Origin of the sequence: Hyphomicrobium sp. (genome assembly GCF_003987855.1) — a bacterium.
Taxonomy (GTDB): Bacteria; Pseudomonadota; Alphaproteobacteria; order Rhizobiales; family Hyphomicrobiaceae; genus Hyphomicrobium_B.
This window is the reverse complement of record NZ_RXIZ01000011.1, coordinates 31,288-46,495: the sequence shown is the minus strand read 5'-3', so window position 1 is coordinate 46,495 and position 15,208 is coordinate 31,288. Positions and strand designations below refer to the sequence as shown.

14 protein-coding genes and 1 pseudogene are annotated in these 15,208 nt (G+C 61.7%); 9 read left to right on the top strand and 6 right to left on the bottom strand.

The window, feature by feature from the left end; genetic code table 11:
- The first annotated feature begins 140 nt into the window (after window positions 1-140).
- The 9 genes from EKK30_RS09890 to EKK30_RS09850 all read left to right on the top strand — a co-directional run bounded on the left by EKK30_RS09890 (window position 141) and on the right by EKK30_RS09850 (window position 9,560).
- The gene (locus EKK30_RS09890) at window positions 141-1,091 is read left to right on the top strand and encodes a DUF2232 domain-containing protein (protein ID WP_290984032.1); all 951 of its coding nucleotides are present in this window, start codon (window positions 141-143) and stop codon (window positions 1,089-1,091) included.
- Between the two features lie 37 nt (window positions 1,092-1,128).
- Window positions 1,129-1,713: a 50S ribosomal protein L9 gene (rplI, locus tag EKK30_RS09885; protein WP_290984028.1), complete on the top strand. Its 585-nt coding sequence runs from the start codon at window positions 1,129-1,131 to the stop codon at window positions 1,711-1,713.
- A 147-nt stretch (window positions 1,714-1,860) separates the two neighbouring features.
- Complete coding sequence (locus tag EKK30_RS09880) at window positions 1,861-3,369, top strand: replicative DNA helicase (protein WP_290984025.1); 1,509 nt, start codon at window positions 1,861-1,863, stop codon at window positions 3,367-3,369.
- A gap of 24 nt (window positions 3,370-3,393) precedes the next feature.
- Complete coding sequence (gene alr / locus EKK30_RS09875) at window positions 3,394-4,536, top strand: alanine racemase (RefSeq protein WP_290984022.1); 1,143 nt, start codon at window positions 3,394-3,396, stop codon at window positions 4,534-4,536.
- Window positions 4,537-4,539: 3 nt separating this feature from the next.
- Window positions 4,540-5,916 carry a DNA repair protein RadA gene (gene radA / locus EKK30_RS09870; RefSeq protein WP_290984019.1) on the top strand — a complete coding sequence of 459 codons (1,377 nt, stop codon included), beginning with the start codon at window positions 4,540-4,542 and terminating at the stop codon, window positions 5,914-5,916.
- A gap of 55 nt (window positions 5,917-5,971) precedes the next feature.
- The gene (locus tag EKK30_RS09865; protein WP_290984014.1) at window positions 5,972-6,607 is read left to right on the top strand and encodes a CvpA family protein; all 636 of its coding nucleotides are present in this window, start codon (window positions 5,972-5,974) and stop codon (window positions 6,605-6,607) included.
- A gap of 90 nt (window positions 6,608-6,697) precedes the next feature.
- Window positions 6,698-8,185 carry an amidophosphoribosyltransferase gene (purF, locus tag EKK30_RS09860; RefSeq protein ID WP_290984012.1) on the top strand — a complete coding sequence of 496 codons (1,488 nt, stop codon included), beginning with the start codon at window positions 6,698-6,700 and terminating at the stop codon, window positions 8,183-8,185.
- 35 nt (window positions 8,186-8,220) lie between these two features.
- The gene (locus EKK30_RS09855; protein ID WP_290984010.1) at window positions 8,221-8,952 is read left to right on the top strand and encodes an SDR family NAD(P)-dependent oxidoreductase; all 732 of its coding nucleotides are present in this window, start codon (window positions 8,221-8,223) and stop codon (window positions 8,950-8,952) included.
- Between the two features lie 215 nt (window positions 8,953-9,167).
- Window positions 9,168-9,560, top strand: a complete 393-nt coding sequence (locus EKK30_RS09850; RefSeq protein ID WP_290984007.1) for a DUF930 domain-containing protein — start codon at window positions 9,168-9,170, stop codon at window positions 9,558-9,560.
- Window positions 9,561-9,583: 23 nt separating this feature from the next.
- On the opposite strand, the gene EKK30_RS09845 is transcribed toward EKK30_RS09850, so the two are convergent.
- From EKK30_RS09845 to EKK30_RS09820, 6 genes and pseudogenes are all read right to left on the bottom strand, one after another.
- Entirely contained in the window at window positions 9,584-10,381 is a 798-nt protein-coding gene (locus EKK30_RS09845) for an MBL fold metallo-hydrolase (RefSeq protein WP_290984004.1), read from the bottom strand.
- The gene (locus EKK30_RS09840; RefSeq protein WP_290984001.1) at window positions 10,378-11,196 is read right to left on the bottom strand and encodes a TatD family hydrolase; all 819 of its coding nucleotides are present in this window, start codon (window positions 11,194-11,196) and stop codon (window positions 10,378-10,380) included. Before EKK30_RS09840 ends, EKK30_RS09845 begins: the two co-directional genes overlap by 4 nt.
- 53 nt (window positions 11,197-11,249) lie before the next feature.
- On the bottom strand, window positions 11,250-12,788 hold the full coding sequence (metG, locus tag EKK30_RS09835) for a methionine--tRNA ligase (protein WP_290983998.1): 1,539 nt from the start codon (window positions 12,786-12,788) through the stop codon (window positions 11,250-11,252).
- Window positions 12,789-12,839: 51 nt separating this feature from the next.
- On the bottom strand, window positions 12,840-14,003 hold the full coding sequence (locus EKK30_RS09830) for a DNA polymerase III subunit delta' (protein ID WP_290983995.1): 1,164 nt from the start codon (window positions 14,001-14,003) through the stop codon (window positions 12,840-12,842).
- A complete protein-coding gene (gene tmk, locus EKK30_RS09825) occupies window positions 13,961-14,590 on the bottom strand; it encodes a dTMP kinase (RefSeq protein WP_290983992.1) in 630 nt (209 codons plus the stop codon). The genes EKK30_RS09830 and tmk overlap by 43 nt, the downstream gene beginning before the upstream one ends.
- A 29-nt stretch (window positions 14,591-14,619) precedes the next feature.
- Window positions 14,620-15,208: pseudogene (locus EKK30_RS09820) on the bottom strand (D-alanyl-D-alanine carboxypeptidase); the annotation flags it as partial.

Here is a 15,208-nt window from a genome sequence, read left to right as displayed (position 1 = left end):
AGGCAGCTGAAGGCCAAATGAGGGGGACGTGAAGTTCGCCCCCTCGCCCTCTTCATACTGGAGAGGGAGGATCGAAATCAGTTGGGTCAGGACGGGAGACCGGATCTGGCTCTAACCGCCCCAAGCGGGACAGCGAAGAGATGCCAACGAACGTATTCCTCCTTGCGCTTGCCGCCGGTCTCATATCGGCAACAGTCTTTGCCTCGGCAACGACGGGCGCATTCCTGCTGCGCATCATCCTATTCCTGCTGACGCCGCTGTCGCTGTACCTGACCGGGCTTGGCCTTGGCCCGATCGCCGCCGCGATTGCAGCCATCACCGCGACAGTCGGCGTTCTTCTGTTCGCAAACCCACTTGCTGCCGAGGTCTACGCCGTCAGCACCGCTCTGCCTGCCGTCATCTGCACGCGCCTGGCGCTTCTGAGCCGCGAGGTAGACGGCGAACGGGAATGGTACCCCATTGGCCGGATTGCCGTGACGGCCGCAATTTTCTCGGGGGTGTTCGCGGCCCTCGCACTGCTCATGATGGGCGGCAATGTCGAGACGCTGACGAAGCTGCTCCGGACGGTCATCGAAGCATTCGTCAAAAACGAGCTGTCGCAAATCCCCGGCGCCCCTGAAATCGGTCCCGCAGAGATCGATCAGATCACGCAGTCGACGCTCTTCTCGTTGCCGTGGGCGCTGGGCCTCCTTGCGATGGGCACGATCCTTCTCAACTTGTGGCTCGCGGGACGGATCACGCTTGCGTCCGGTCGTCTGCAACGCCCCTGGCCTGATCTGTCGATGTTCTCGATGCCAGGCGGAGCAACGTTCGTTTTGCTGATTGCGATTGCGTTGTCATTCGTGGGTGGTCTCGCCGGCCTCATATCAGCAGGTATTGCTGCGCCGTTTACGCTTGCATTCGCCCTTGTCGGATTGGCTCTCATTCATTCGCTGACGCGGGGCTCGCAATGGCGAACCTTCATCCTGACGGCGGTCTACGTCGGCGTTCTCTTCGTTCCGCACATCGGCTTGCTGCTCGCGCTTACGGGCCTAGCGGAAACCGTCTTTCGTTACCGGTCGGCCGGGAAGCCGCCCGAAGCATCGAGCTGAAACTTCATCCCCCCTTTCAAACCAGGAGATTAGAACCATGCAAGTTATTCTTCTTCAGCGAATTGGCCGCCTCGGGCAGATGGGCGACGTCGTCAACGTCAAGGACGGATACGCCCGCAACTACCTGCTGCCGCAGAAGAAGGCTCTGCGCGCCACCGAGGACAACAAGAAGGTGTTCGATAGCCGCCGCGCCCAGCTCGAAGCCGACAACCTCGCGCACAAGAGCGATGCCGAAGCCGTTTCCGCAAAGCTCAACGGCCAGTCCTTCGTTCTCATTCGCGCAGCCGGCGACACTGGCCAGCTCTACGGCTCTGTTTCGACCCGCGACATCGCCGCTGTCATCACCGAAGGCGGCTTCACGGTTGATCGCAACCAGATCGTCCTCGACAAGCCGATCAAGACGCTCGGCCTCACTAAGGCGACCGTTCAGTTGCACCCGGAAGTCGCGAGCACGGTCACGCTCAACATCGCCCGGTCGCAAGACGAAGCCGATAAGCAGGCGCGCGGCGAGAACGTCGCCGTGGTCAAGGACGAAGCGCTCGAACTCGAAACCTTCAATCCCGACGCGGTGTTCGAGGAAGGCTCTTCCGCTCCGGCATCGCAGGAAGACGAATCGGCCTGAGAAGTCGCTCGCGTGCCGGGATTTTTGGCCGTGGCTTAATTCCCACGGCCAAACGTTTCTGCGAGCACGTGTTGATAGCGGGGAAGCTTCGCGGGTTGCATAAGCATAATCTCCCGGACGCGATCAGGAATCGGTTAGCGTCCGGGCATGGCAGATCCCGCAGTCCTCCCCACCGAGAAACTCAAACAAGTTGTCTCGGCGAATGAGCCGCTGACCTTCCGTCAGCCGCCTCACAACATCGAAGCCGAGCAGGCGCTTCTCGGTGCGATCCTCGTCAATAACGAGGCGCTCGACCGCGTTTCCGGCTTCTTGTCTCCAGATCATTTCTTCGATCCGCTGCACGCGCGTATCTACGAGACGCTCGGCACGCTCATTCACGCGGGTAAGACAGCGACGCCGATCACCGTCAAGACGTTCTTCGAGAACGTCGAGCCGATCGATGCCAACATGACGGTGCCGCAGTATCTCGGGCGGCTTGCTGCAAATGCGACGACGATCATCAACGCCGCCGAGTACGGGCGCACGATTTATGATTTGGCGACCCGCCGATCGCTGATCATCATCGGCGAAGACATGGTCAACACGGCCTATGACAGCGCCGTCGATCATGCCCCACGCGCGCAGATCGAAGAAGCAGAAAGCCGGCTCTACTCGCTCGCCGAGCAGAACAAGTACGGCAAGGGATTCGAGAGCTTCAAGTCGGCTTTGACCACCGCCATCGAAATGGCGAACAGTGCCTTCCAGCGCGCAGGACATCTCTCTGGTGCTTCGACGGGTCTATCGGATCTCGATAACAAACTTGGCGGTCTGCAGCGCTCGGACTTGATCATTCTCGCCGGGCGTCCCTCGATGGGTAAGACGGCGCTCGCAACCAACATCGCGTACAACGTCGCGAAGGCCTATCGCGGAGAACGTCTGTCGGACGGCACGATGCATACGGCCGATGGTGGCATCGTCGGCTTCTTCTCGCTCGAAATGTCGTCCGAACAGCTCGCAACTCGTATTCTTGCCGAGCAGGCCGAGGTTTCATCGGAAAAGATCCGGCGCGGCATGATCGATGAAGCCGAATTTCGCAAGCTCTCCGAAGTCGCCGCTGAGATGAGTCGCATTCCGCTGTTCATCGACCAGACCGGCGGTATCACGATTGCTCAGCTCTCTGCGCGCGCGCGAAAGTTGAAGCGGCAGCACGGCCTCGATCTTCTCGTCGTTGACTACCTTCAACTCCTCGCGGGCTCGAAGGCGCGCAGCGACAATCGCGTGCAAGAAATTACCGAGATCACCACCGGTCTTAAGGCGTTGGCCAAGGAACTCGCTGTTCCGATCATCGCATTGTCGCAGCTTTCACGTCAGGTCGAACAACGCGAAGACAAGCGACCGCAGCTCTCCGACCTCCGAGAATCGGGCTCGATCGAGCAGGACGCCGACGTCGTCATGTTCGTGTTCCGCGAGGAATATTACATCGAACGCACAAAGCCTGCCGAAGGAACGCCGGAATTTGCCGATTGGATGGCCAAGATGAGCGCGGCTTCAGGCAAGGCCGAGGTCATCATTGGTAAGCAGCGTCACGGTCCTGTCGGCACGGTCGAGCTGTCCTTCGAGGGACAATTCACGCGCTTTGGCAATTTGGCCCGGGACTATATGCTGCCCCAGCACTAGTCAGGCTTCGGGTGGGACGATGACATGACGGTCAATGCGCGGATGCCCGAGAGCCTCGCGAGTTCGACGGGAACAATCACCGTCGACCTCGGACGGATCGCATCCAATTGGCTGGCGCTCGCCGATAAGGTTGCGCCGGCGCGTTGCGCGGCTGTCGTCAAGGCTGACGCCTATGGTCTCGGCGCCGAGCGTGTTATCGCCGCCTTGACTAGGGCCGGCTGCACCACGTTCTTCATCGCGACACCTGACGAAGCGGAAACTGCGCGCAAGATCGCGCCCAGCGCCGACATCTTTGCGCTCGATGGGCTCGTAGGAAACGCGGCCGCGCCGTTTGCGCACCTTGGCGTCAAGCCGGTGCTATCGACGCTCGATGATGTCGTCGCCTGGTCTGCCCTGTGTCGCGCGCGCGGCGAAGCGCTTCCGGCAGCCATTCACATCGACACCGGGCTCCATCGGCTCGGCTTGCCGTTGCGCGACGTGCGCCGCCTTGCGGCTGAGCCCTCGATGATGGCCGGCATCGAGTTCGATCTTGTCATGAGCCACTTGGCATCCGCAGATAATCCGCGCGACCCCAAAAACCGCGACCAGTTGCTGACGTTCGAGACACTGTCCGCCCTGTTCCCCGGTGTACCGCGAAGCCTCGCTGCCTCCGACGGCTTGATGCTCGGCCCCGCGTATCATTTCGATCTCGTGAGACCCGGATACGCTATCTATGGGGGACAGGCCTCTCAGATCGCGCCTGCTCCGGTAAAACCTGCGGTGACGGTCTCTGCGCGCATTCTTGCCGTCGCCGACGTCGCGCCTGGCGAGACGGTCGGCTATTCGGCGACGTGGCGCGCGAAGCGTCCAAGCCGGATCGCCACCATCGCTGCCGGATACGCCGACGGTGTGCCGCGCACTGCAAGCGCGCCGGATGGCCGCCCAGGTGGTCATGTTCTGATCAGCGGACATCTTGCGCCAATCGTCGGACGGATCTCGATGGACCTCATCACCGTCGATGTCACCGATCTGCCCGAGGGTGCCGCCATGCCAGGAGAGTTCGCCAAGCTTATCGCCCAAGGTTTGTCCATCGAAGATGCGGGTTACGCTGCGGGCACCATCGGCTACGAGATCCTGACGCGCCTCGGGCATCGCTTCACGCGTCTCTACCTGGACGACAATCCTTAACTCATGGCCAAGCCCTCCCGCTCCGTTTACGTCTGTCAGAACTGCGGGGCGACCTCGCCGCGCTGGGCTGGCAAATGCGTGGCATGCGGCGAGTGGAACACCCTCGTCGAAGAGACAGACGCCGGTCCACCTCCGGGATCGGGCGTCACGCGGCAAACAAAAGGCCGCATCATCAAACTGGAAGCGCTGAAAGGCGACGCGCAGGAAGCGCCGCGTTTCTCGAGCGGCATTGCCGAACTTGATCGCGTCACCGGCGGCGGCGTTGTGCCCGGTTCCGCGATCTTGATCGGCGGCGAGCCTGGCATCGGCAAATCGACGCTCCTCCTCCAGGTCGCCGCGCACGTGGCACAGGGCGGCGGGCGAGCGCTCTATTTCTCAGGCGAAGAGGCCGTCGCCCAAGTGCGCCTCCGTGCGTCGCGGCTTGGCCTAGCCGAAGCTCAGGTCGGCCTCGCGTCCGAGACAAATTTATCGAACATCCTCGCGACCCTCAGCGACGGAAAGCCTCCCGACCTGATCATCATCGATTCAATCCAGACGCTCTGGGCCGACACGCTGGACGCTGCTCCGGGAACGGTCAGTCAGGTCCGCGCGGCCGCCCAGTCGCTCATTCGCTATGGCAAGATGGCCGGTTCGGCGATGCTGCTCGTCGGGCACGTAACGAAGGATGGCCAGATCGCCGGGCCGAAAGTCATCGAGCATATGGTCGATACCGTGCTCTACTTCGAAGGAGATCGAGGGCTGCCGTATCGCATCCTTCGGGCGGTGAAGAACCGCTTCGGTCCGAGCGACGAGATCGGCGTCTTCGAGATGGTGAGCGGCGGCTTGAAGGAAGTCGCCAATCCGTCCGAGCTATTCCTCGGCGACCGAGACAGTCGCAGCCCGGGCTCGGCGATCTTTGCGGGCGTTGAGGGCACGCGGCCATTGCTCGTCGAGATCCAAGCTCTCGTGGCGCCATCCGGCCTCGGCACGCCAAGACGCGCGGTCGTCGGATGGGACACCAACCGGCTTGCCATGCTGCTGGCGGTGCTCGACGCGCGCTGCGGCGTCTCGTTCGCCAATTATGACGTTTATCTCAACGTCGCCGGCGGTCTCAAAATCACCGAACCCGCGGCCGATCTCGCTGCAGCGGCCGCCCTGCTCTCGTCGATGTCGGGCGTTGCATTGCCTCGGGATGCCGTCTATTTCGGCGAGGTCTCGTTGTCAGGCGCCGTCAGGGCGGCGGCGATGATGACACCCCGCCTCAAAGAGGCTTCCAAACTGGGATTTGGACAGGCGGTCCTGCCGGAAAACGGTGACGTCGATGTCCAAGGCATGAAGCTGTCGCTCTCCCGCATCGCACACCTCAAGTCACTTGCAGAGGCCACAGGGCCATGCGACTGATTTTTGGGGCGAGTCTCAGGCTCGGGGAGCACGCGACCAAAGAGGGATTTTGGCCATGGTCGGTCCGTTCACTTATCTAGACCTGGCGCTCATCGCCGTTGCGTTTATTTCCGGTCTTCTCGCCATGTACCGGGGCTTCGCGCGGGAGCTGCTTTCGATCGTTTCGTGGATCTCGGCCGCCGGTGTCGGCTACTGGATCTTTGCAACGAAGAAGGACATGACCGCGGACCTCGCGGCCCAGACAGGGCTGCCACCCCAGATCGCAACTGTCGGCTTCGCCGTTGTGGTCGCGCTGATCGTTCTCATCATCGTCCATCTGATCACGGCGCGCATCTCCGATGCGATTTTGGATAGCCAAGTCGGCATGATCGACCGCGTGCTGGGATTCATCTTCGGGGTCTTGCGCGGCTTCCTTCTCTTCGTCATTCCCTACATGGCTTACGCGGCCTTCATTTCCCCGGAGCAGGATAAGCAGCATCCCCTTGTTCGGGATGCGTTTTTCCGCCCCTACGTGGCGGCCACTGGGGAATCCATCAAGAACGTACTGTTGCAGATCATACCGCAGCCATCGGCTGCGCCGCCGCCGGCCTCGCCGAACGAACAGCCCGGCCAACAAGGATTTCTTGAACAGAATGGTCGTTCAGTCGCGCTGGTCAACGGGAACGACTGGTACTATATGACGCTCGCGTGACGCAGGCGGCGTCATGAGCGACGGCACGTTCGGAATTTGGTACCCGGCGTATCGGGCAGAGCAGGGCGGCTCAATCGCGGGAGGTGCCTTATGGCACAGCAAGGCGGCGCGACGACAATCGACGGCCTGACGTTCACTCGCTATGGCGATGATCGTCTGCGCGAAGAATGTGGTGTCTTCGGCATCTTCGATCATCCCGATGCGGCGGCAATCACCGCCTTGGGCCTTCATGCCCTCCAGCATCGCGGCCAAGAAGCGGCCGGCATCGTCTCCTATGACGGGCACAACTTCCACTCCGAGCGCCGCATGGGCCTCGTCGGCGACAACTTTTCAAAACCCGACGTCCTCGCGCGCTTGAAAGGCCGTATGGCCATCGGTCACGACCGATACTCCACCACCGGCGACCCTCTGATCCGCAACGTCCAACCGCTCTTCGCTGACATCGACACTGGCGGTTTTGCCGTCGCCCATAACGGCAACCTCACGAACGCCCTGACGCTCCGGCGTGAACTCATTTCCTCTGGCGCCATCTGCCAGTCGACCTCAGATACCGAGGTCATCCTTCACCTCCTCTCCCGCTCGAAGAAGCGCCGTATCGTCGAGCGCTTGGTTGATGCCGTCCGGCAGGTCGAAGGCTCGTACGCCCTCGTCTGCCTGACGAACGACATGATGATCGGCGTGCGCGATCCGATCGGCATCCGCCCCCTCGTCATCGGCCGTCTTGGCAAGTCCTATGTGCTGGCGTCCGAGACGTGCGCACTCGACATGGTCGGCGCCGAGTTCCTGCGTGAAGTCGATAACGGCGAAGTCGTCGTCATCACCGACAATGGGCTTGAGAGCCATCGCCCCTTCCCGATGCGCCCAGCGCGCCCGTGCATCTTCGAATACATCTACTTCGCGCGTCCGGATTCCATCGTCGCCGGTCAGACCGTTTACGACATTCGCAAGCGCATGGGCATCGAGCTTGCCCGCGAGTCCGCGCCTTCGGCCGACGTGATCGTCCCTATCCCTGACTCCGGCGTGCCCGCAGCGATCGGCTTCAGCCAGCAGAGCGGCATTCCGTTCGAGCTCGGCATCATTCGCAATCACTATGTCGGCCGGACCTTCATCGAACCCGAGCAACGCATCCGCCAACTCGGTGTGAAGCTCAAGCATTCGGCGAACTCGGGCGTCATTCGCGGCAATCGCGTGGTCCTCATCGACGACAGCGTCGTGCGCGGCACCACATCGAAAAAGATCGTGCAGCTGATCCGCGACGCAGGCGCGGCGGAAGTCCACATGCGGATTTCTTCGCCGCCGATCACGCACCCGGATTTCTACGGCATCGACACGCCGAGCAAGAGAGACCTGCTGGCGGCCAACATGAGCCTCGACGAGATGCGCGATTTCATGGAAGCGGATAGTCTCGCCTTCCTGTCGGTCGACGGCATTTACCGCGCGATCGGTCTCGATGGGCGCGATGACCGTGCACCGCAGTTCACCGACCACTGCTTCACAGGTGATTACCCGACCAATCTCACCGATTACGGTGGCGAGGCGGTGCCAAGACAGCTTTCGCTTCTTGCCGAAGTAGGCTGAGCATGCTGCGCCCGCTTGTAGTCAGCGAGTGAGGCATGGCGGACGCATCCCTCTCTGGTCGTATTGCACTCGTTACAGGCGCGTCGCGAGGTATAGGGCGCGCGGTCGCGATCGGCCTCGCCAAGGCTGGTGCGCACGTCATTCTGGCGGCGCGGTCGCTCGGAGCACTCGAAACCGTCGATGACGAAATCCGCGCCGCGGGGGGCGCGGCAACGCTACTGCAGCTCGATCTCCGGCGCGGCGATCGGGTCGATCAACTCGGACCGACGATCTATCAGCGCTGGGAGCGGCTCGACATTTTTGTCGCAAACGCCGGCATCCTCGGTCCGCTGTCGCCTCTCGGTCACACGACCGACGAGGGCTTCCTCGCGACGATCGACATCAATCTCACAGCTAACTGGCGCCTGATCCGAACGCTCGATCCGCTACTCAAGCGCTCTGACGCTGGTCGCGCCATATTCGTGACCTCTGGCGCCTCCAGCGGCAAATACGCCTATTGGGGCGCCTATGCCGCTTCGAAGGCAGGGCTCGAAGCGCTCGTGAAATCCTGGGCGGCTGAGCTACCCACCACTTCGGTCAGGGCGAACCTCATCAATCCTGGTGCAACCCGCACGCAAATGCGCGCCAAGGCGTTTCCCGGAGAAGACCCGACAACCCTGCCCGCGCCTGAAGAACTGGTGCCGCTCTTCCTGGAACTCGCATCACCGGAGTGCGAGATGAACGGAACAGTCGTCAACTTCCGCGAATGGCGGGAACCTAAGGCCTGATCGGATATCCGGGCGATAGGCTGAGTTAACAATACCGATGTTTCACGTCCCCTGCTGATAACGCTCAGGAACTTCTGCGCGCATCGCAGCAAGGCACGCGCTCGACGGATTTTGCCTCAATACCGACACAGGAACGCGCGCTTTTGCACGCGCGGTCGGGGGGCCGCCTGCGTCCGGTCCTGATGGACCGACAACGAAATGGGAAAGTCAGGGGAATGCTCTCGAGAGTGAATCTGGTTGTGCTGCTTACGCTCGTAGGTGGCATGCAGTCGGCGATGGCTGACGCATCGATGGATCGTGTGCTCAAGGAACTCGAACCTGAAGAGCGCGCACACCAAGTCTGCAACTTGCGCGGCATCGACGCCGTCCGCAAAGGCAGCCACCTGAAAGGCGTCGACAGGGTGACGACGACCGTTCAGAAGCCTGCTTTGTTCAAGGACAACGTCGTCACTGCGAAGGGCGGCGCGGTCCGCGCCAAAAATCGTTGGTACTTCCTCGATTTTACCTGTGCCGTGACCGACGACCAGATGAAGGCCAAGACATTCGACTACAAGCTTGGTGGCGAGATCCCGGAAGCAAAATGGGAAGACTACGGTCTCTGGAAGTAGCGTGAGAGCGTTTCGCTCTCTCCTCAGGTGAACGAGATCATCATGCCGTCGTAGGCGGGCTCGACGCCGGGCGGCAATTCGCGCGCCAGCTTGTCGTAGTCCAGTTCACTCGTCATGTGAGTGAGGATGGTGCGTTTCGGCTTCAGGCGTTGTGCCCAAGCGAGGGCTTGCTTCACGCTGAAATGGCTCTCGTGCACGCCATGGCGAAGCGCATCGACGATCCAGACGTCGAGCCCTTCAAGCAGCGAGATCGACGCCTCCGGAATGTCGTTTATGTCAGGCGAATAGGCGAGGTTCGAAAACCTGTATCCCAGCGACATGATCGACCCATGCCATTGCTGAATCGGTTGCGCCTTGATCGTACCGCCGCCGCCGTCGATTTCCACAGCCGCGATGCCGTCGATCTCGTGCCCGTTGAGCATCGGCATGTAGGACGATCCGGGCGGCGTCTCGAAGCAATATGCGAAGCGCGACTTCAGGCTGTCGCCCGTTGCCTTGTTGAAATACACATCCACGCGCCGCTTCATCGCGAAGGCCACCATCCGCAGATCATCGATGCCGTGCGTATGGTCGGCGTGATCGTGGGTATAGAGCACGCCATCAAGCGCGGTGAGCCGCGTCGATAGGATCTGTTCGCGAAAATCGGGCGATGTGTCGATGAGAACGGATGTGCGTCCACCGCTGCCGGTGCGCTCGACGAGTGCTGAACAACGGAGGCGACGGTTCTTGGAATTTTCCGGATCGCAGGAACCCCAGTTCATGCCGATGCGCGGCACGCCGCCGGAAGACCCGCAGCCCAAGATCGTACATCTGTAGCTCATGCCGCGGCCGACCCGCCTGCTGATGGAGATAAGGACTTTGGCCGCTTGGCCTTACCGTAGAGACGGAAGAAGTTGTCGGTCGTCGCGGCGGCGAGGTCATCCGCCGAGACGCCCTTCACTTCGGCAAGCGCTGCGGCAGTGCGCACGACGAAAGCCGGCTCATTGCGTTTTCCGCGAAATGGAACAGGAGCAAGAAATGGCGCATCGGTTTCGATGAGCAGCCGGTCGAGAGGCACGTCGCGCGCAATATCGCGTAGCGGTTCAGATGCTTTGAACGTGATCACCCCTGTGAACGAAACGTAGAGGCCAAGCTCGAGCGCCCGCATCGCGAGCTTGCGTCCGCCGGTGAAGCAATGGAGTACGGCCGGGAAGGCCCCCTTCGCCATTTCGTCTTCGAGAATGGCGAGCGTATCGTCATCGGCGTCGCGCGTGTGGATTTCGAGCGGCAGGCCGGTCTCTCGGGCGGCGGCGATGTGCCGACGGAAGCCTTCAGCTTGCGCGGCAGGCGTCGACGTATGGTGATAATAGTCGAGGCCTGCTTCACCGATGGCAACAACCTTCGGATGCTTCGATAGCTCGATGATCCGTTCGAGAGGAATATCGAGTTCCTCGTGCGCGTGGTTCGGATGCGTTCCAACGGAGCAGTAAACATCCTCGAAGCGATCAACGATCGCTTTCAGTTTGTCGAATTCGCGAATGCGCGTCGATATGGTGACGAGCGTCCCGACGCCCGCGTCGCGCGCGCGCGCCACGACAGCGTCGAGCTCGGGCGCAAAGTCCGGAAAGTCGAGGTGGCAATGGTGATCGACAAGCATCGGGTCTTTTTACTCTCCGGCGGCAGGCAAGTGCCGTGCGGCGCGTTGTCCGCTCATTCCGGCGCAACGTAGCGGGGAAAAACGCCTTGCGGTTCAGGGATCTTCGTGCCGGGCTTGAGCCGCCCTGCGGCGCCGAGGCTCACAAATGTGCGCGCTTCGGCCGGGATCGCAAGGAGGTCAAGAAGCTTCGCCGCGCTGTCTGGCATCACCGGCTGAATGAGAAGCGCGAACTGGCGCACGCATTCCGCGGTAACGTAGAGGATCGTCGCCATGCGCGCTGGATCCGTCTTCTTCTTCGCCCACGGCTCTTCCGCTGCGAAGTAGCGGTTTGCGTCGGCAATCACTGCCCAGACCGCGTCCAGATATCTCGTGACGGCCTGCCGGTCCATCTCCGCGCGCGAGGCAACGTAGAGACCATCGGTAGCGGACAGGATCGCCTGGTCTGCGTCGCTCAGGACGCCGGGTTGGGGAATGGCGCCGTCGCAATTCTTGAAGATCATGGACAGCGATCGCTGCGCAAGATTGCCGAGGTTATTGGCGAGATCGGCGTTGATGCGGTTGATGATCACTTCGGACGAATAGCTCCCGTCCTGGCCGAACATCACTTCACGCAGGAAGAAATAGCGCACGGCATCGCGGCCATACGTCTGCACGAGTTCGAACGGATCGACGACGTTGCCGACTGACTTCGACATCTTCTCGCCGCGGTTGAACAGAAAGCCGTGCGCGAACACACGCTTGGGAAGCTCTATGCCTGCCGACATCAGGAACGCCGGCCAGTAGACCGCATGAAAACGCACGATGTCCTTGCCGATCATGTGTACGTCGGCTGGCCAGAACTTCCATTTGTCCGCACTCTCATCGGGAAAGCCCGCCGCAGTGATGTAGTTCGTCAGAGCGTCGACCCACACGTACATCACGTGCTTCTCGTCACCCGGAACAGGAACGCCCCAGTTGAAGGTGGAGCGCGATACCGAGAGATCCTTCAGTCCCGACTTGACGAAACTCGCCACCTCGTTCCGCCGTTCGGCCGGGCCCACGAAATCCGGGTTGCCGTCATAGAGTTCGATGAGCTTGTCCTGATATGCGGAGAGGCGAAAGAAATAGCTCTCCTCCTCGTTCCACTCGACGGGCGAACCCAGTGGCTCGCGGCGCACGCCGTCTTCGCCGAGGGTCGTTTCCTTCTCGTCGAAATAGGCTTCCTGGCGAACGGAGTACCAGCCGCCGTAGCGGCCGAGATAGATGTCGCCGTTGGCAGCCATGCGTTCCCATATCGCTTGGCAGGCCTTGTAGTGGCGCGGTTCGGTCGTGCGGATAAAGTCATCGTTCGACGCGCCGAGAACTTCGTACAGCGACCGAAAGATCGCGGAGTTGCGGTCGGCCAACTCGCGCGGCGTGATGCCTTCCTTCTCCGCCGTCTGCTGCATCTTGAGGCCGTGTTCGTCGGTGCCCGACAAGAAGAACACGTCCTTGCCGTCAAGGCGCGCGAAACGGGCCAGCACGTCGGTTGCGATGACCGTATAAGCGTGGCCGATATGGGGTTTGCCGTTCGGGTAAAAGATCGGCGTGGTGATGTAGTATTTGTCCGGCACTCTAATGGGTCTTTCTGCAGTGCTGCCATCGGCGTAAGGGAACGCCTCCGCTCAGCCGCGGCTCGCCGCCTCGAGGCGCGCGAAAGTTCCGAGGATGAGCGATTTGCGGTCAAGGTTGAGCGCAACGGTATCCGCCTTGTCGCGGGCCAGTGTTTCCCATAGCTCGGCAAAAGTGGCAAGGCGCTCCGGACCGATGAGCCGGCGGCCAAGCTCCACGTCGCGGGCAGCCCCTTGGCCGGTCGCGGCGGCCGAAATCAGCCGTCCCAGGCTGGCTTGCAACAGTTCCATGAACAGCTGGAACTTGCGATCTTGAGCCAAAGGCTGCAGTTCGTCAGAAAGCGCGTGGACGGCCCTTAGATCGAGCTTGGGCAAGGCCCCGAGTATCTGGTCGATCCGCGCCTGCAAGGCCAATCCACCCCCTCCGAGCAGCACCAGCGCGCGTCCGACGCTGCCGCCTGCAAGCGCCGCCAGGCTTTCCCACTCATGCGCCTCGGGGATCGCCTTGCCTACGGTCGTCAGCGCCTGCGCCGCGGCGCGTTTCAAATCGCCGTCAGCGAGCGCCGGCATATTGATCACGCGGCAGCGCGATCGGATCGTCGTGAGCAATCGTCCCGGCGCCGACGTTACGAGAAGGAAGATCGTTCGGCCCGGCGGCTCTTCAAGCGACTTCAGAAGCGCGTTCGCGGCGTTCTGATTGAGTTCGTCGGCGCTGTCGACGATGACGACGCGACGCCCCTCCTCGCCCGCACTCAAAGCGAGGAAGCCTTTGAGCTTTCGCACTTCGTCGACTGGAATGAACTGGGAGAAACGCTTCGTCTTCGTGTCGTACGTGCGGCGGATAACGAAGAGTGACGGATGCGACAGCGCGCGGACCATGCGGTCCGTCCGGCAGTCCGGCTCGATTGCGAGCCCCTGACCGAAGAGATCGCGCTCATCGGACTGCGCGAGCGCGGCCTTGGCAACCTGATACGCAAGCGTCGCTTTGCCGATCCCCGCGGGGCCACACAAGAGCCACGCGTGATGCATGCGCCCGCCTGCTAACCCTTCAGCGAACACCGATTGCGGGCCTTCCTGGCCGTAAAGCGCACGTGTCTCCCGTGGATGGGGATAGTCGTCGAGACGATCAGCTTCCGGAAGCGCCTCGATCTCGGCGGCCAGCGGCGCGCGCGCCATCAATCCGCCTCGGCGAGCAGATGCGCCGTCACGGCTTGCCATACTGCCGTCTCAACGCTTGCGACGGGCAGGTGAGCGTCAATCAAAACACAGCGCTGCGGCTCAGCTTCGGCGATTTCCAGAAAGCCCTCGCGCAGAGCCTCATGGGTCTCGATCCGCTCCGCATCGTAGCGCGATAGCGTTCCGCGTAACTGCGCGCGCTCGATCCCAGCGCTCGCCGGCAGATCCAGGATCAGCGTCAAGTTGGGATAATCGGGCGCCACAGTGAAGCGCTCTAGCTGTTCGATGAACTCGCGCTCCAGACCATAGAGCTTGCCCTGATAGACTCGTGTTGAATCGATGAAGCGGTCGGAGATGACCCAGGTTCCTTCATCGAGCGCGGGGCGAATAACCGACGTCACGTGTTCGGCGCGGGCAGCAGCAAAGAGCAGAAGCTCGGTGACGGGATCCGTCGGCCGATCTTTGAGAATGAGTTCGCGGACGTCTTCACCCACGGGCGTGCCACCGGGTTCGCGGGTGACTACGACGGGAATGCCCGTTCGTTCGAGCCGCTCCGCGAGGCGCCGCGCCTGGGTCGATTTCCCGGTCGCTTCGCCACCCTCAAATGTGATGAATTTTCCGCGCTTCATGGGCCAGCCTCTTTTCAGGCGGGCGTAATCTAGAGCGCCAGCCGGCGCAAGGCCATTAGCACAAGCGAATCGACGCCCTGGCGGACGATGCCGCCCTTCGTGACGTCTTCAGTCGCGTACAGTGGCACCTCGGCGGAAGCGCTGCTCGAACTCGAAATCCGCAGGATGGCGACCTGATCCCCCTTCTTCACTGGCGGCTTCAGGGGCGCCTTATAAACGATCTCGGCAGAAAGCCTCTGGTTTGCCGGATACTTGGGCATGGTGAACATGACGTCGCCCTTGGCGGCCAGCGGCACGTACCAGGTCTTGCCGCCCCAGACGCGCGCCCTCCCGACGACTTCGCCGTCGTTGAAGAGCTTCACTGAGCTGAACGAATTGAAACCCCAGTCGAGAAGCTTGGCAGCTTCGTCCTTGCGCTGCTCCGGCTTCTGCAGACCGCTGACAACGACGATGAGGCGCTTGCCATCCTGCACTGCCGAGCCGACGAGACCGTATCCCGCCGCAGCGATATGCCCAGTCTTCAGACCGTCGGCGCCAATGTTCAAGAAGAGTAGCGGATTGCGATTGATGAACCGGTGCTTGCGATAGAGGAACTCCTTCTGTCCGAACACCGGATAG

Bases quoted from the DNA above. Each gene is read 5' to 3' on its own strand.
- rplI (WP_290984028.1), top strand. From the start codon at position 1,129: ATGCAAGTTATTCTTCTTCAGCGAATTGGCCGCCTCGGGCAGATGGGC.
- EKK30_RS09865 (WP_290984014.1), top strand. From the start codon at position 5,972: ATGGTCGGTCCGTTCACTTATCTAGACCTGGCGCTCATCGCCGTTGCG.
- EKK30_RS09830 (WP_290983995.1), bottom strand. From the start codon at position 14,003: ATGGCAAGCCGTGACGGCGCATCTGCTCGCCGAGGCGGATTGATGGCG.
- alr (WP_290984022.1), top strand. From the start codon at position 3,394: ATGACGGTCAATGCGCGGATGCCCGAGAGCCTCGCGAGTTCGACGGGA.
- tmk (WP_290983992.1), bottom strand. From the start codon at position 14,590: ATGAAGCGCGGAAAATTCATCACATTTGAGGGTGGCGAAGCGACCGGG.
- EKK30_RS09855 (WP_290984010.1), top strand. From the start codon at position 8,221: ATGGCGGACGCATCCCTCTCTGGTCGTATTGCACTCGTTACAGGCGCG.
- EKK30_RS09845 (WP_290984004.1), bottom strand. From the start codon at position 10,381: ATGAGCTACAGATGTACGATCTTGGGCTGCGGGTCTTCCGGCGGCGTG.
- EKK30_RS09890 (WP_290984032.1), top strand. From the start codon at position 141: ATGCCAACGAACGTATTCCTCCTTGCGCTTGCCGCCGGTCTCATATCG.
- EKK30_RS09840 (WP_290984001.1), bottom strand. From the start codon at position 11,196: ATGCTTGTCGATCACCATTGCCACCTCGACTTTCCGGACTTTGCGCCC.
- EKK30_RS09850 (WP_290984007.1), top strand. From the start codon at position 9,168: ATGCTCTCGAGAGTGAATCTGGTTGTGCTGCTTACGCTCGTAGGTGGC.
- purF (WP_290984012.1), top strand. From the start codon at position 6,698: ATGGCACAGCAAGGCGGCGCGACGACAATCGACGGCCTGACGTTCACT.
- radA (WP_290984019.1), top strand. From the start codon at position 4,540: ATGGCCAAGCCCTCCCGCTCCGTTTACGTCTGTCAGAACTGCGGGGCG.
- EKK30_RS09880 (WP_290984025.1), top strand. From the start codon at position 1,861: ATGGCAGATCCCGCAGTCCTCCCCACCGAGAAACTCAAACAAGTTGTC.